At 37.3% G+C, this 1144-nt stretch carries 1 protein-coding gene; it reads right to left on the bottom strand.

The features are described 5' to 3' along the window. Positions 1–1102, bottom strand: a 1102-nt coding sequence (locus GCCT14_RS05070) for a hypothetical protein (protein WP_157952649.1), incomplete at its 3' end; no start/stop codon positions are given. Positions 1103–1144: the final 42 nt, after the last annotated feature.

The following is a 1144-nucleotide window of genomic DNA, read 5'->3' as shown; positions in this document are numbered from 1 at the left end:
GCATGTGTGGAGTCAAGGATGACTTTCTTGAGTTTAGTTTTCCTGCTGGAAAGTGTATCGTGAGTAGACATTGATCAATTTCTCTGACAGAACTTTGGGTTATTTTCTGACAAAATGACAGAAGTGGAAATTTTTCTGACAGAAGACATCCATTTATGAGCTCGATCTCTATCTCTTTTGGATGGAGTTCCTCTTCTAGAAGATTTTTCAGGAAAAGTTCGATTTTTTTCTGTGATTTTCCAGTTAGCCAAAGTTGATCTTTATGATTTTCTTGGTGTCCTTTACCTTTCAAGATTTGCTCTGAACTCAACATCGTGCCCATCAAATGACAAGAAAAGAAAGCTTCAGGGTATTTTTTCTCACAAAACAAAATCCATTGCTTAATGACTTGGGCACGCAGCTTCACAAGTTCTTCCCAGTTAGCAAGGAAAAGCTTACTCTGACCTACAAGGATTCCTGCTCCTTGTATTTTTGTATCTGAAAATAGTTCGAAAGATCGATAGTGGCCAGCATCCTTGATAGCTTTTTCTATGTTTTTTTTACGTAGATCAAAGAATTTCGAATAGATTGAAAAAGCAGAGGGATGTGAGAGGATTTGTTGTTTAATTTCTGATAGAGGCCTTCCCTTTACCCAAATTAGATCGGAACCTGTGAATTGTTCAATTAATCTACGCACAGCTAAACAATCTCTTCTTTTGGCTTTTGCAAGAAGATCAGTATCGTCAAAAATGGATGCTAATAGAGAAAATGAGTACAGAGACGTACGATCATGGTGAATGTATGTTTCGTCTTCTTCCTGATCTTGGTTGCGAATGAATGATTCTTCTAATTCTTGTAATAGAACGCTACAAGCTTGTACATCAGCTGTGCAAAAGAGAGTTGGGGTTGATGTTTCAAGAGATGTTTTGTGATGGTCCACAACGCTTATGATATCTAGGTGATTGGCGACGTCTGCTTCGAACCTATTCGAAAAATCTCTTAGTGTCACTGTTCCTGATCCAACAAATCGAACTCTGTCTCTTTCTATACATCCAATAGGAATCGAATGGTTTTTATCATTTAACGCAATCAAAGATATTGGAGAATTATTTCCGTGAAACAAATCTTGAAGAGTTTGAAAAGAGGTTTGAGGAGTAACCCATTA

The sequence above is a fragment of the Candidatus Similichlamydia epinepheli genome, from assembly GCF_003056015.1.
This window is presented reverse-complemented; position numbering and strand designations above follow the sequence as displayed.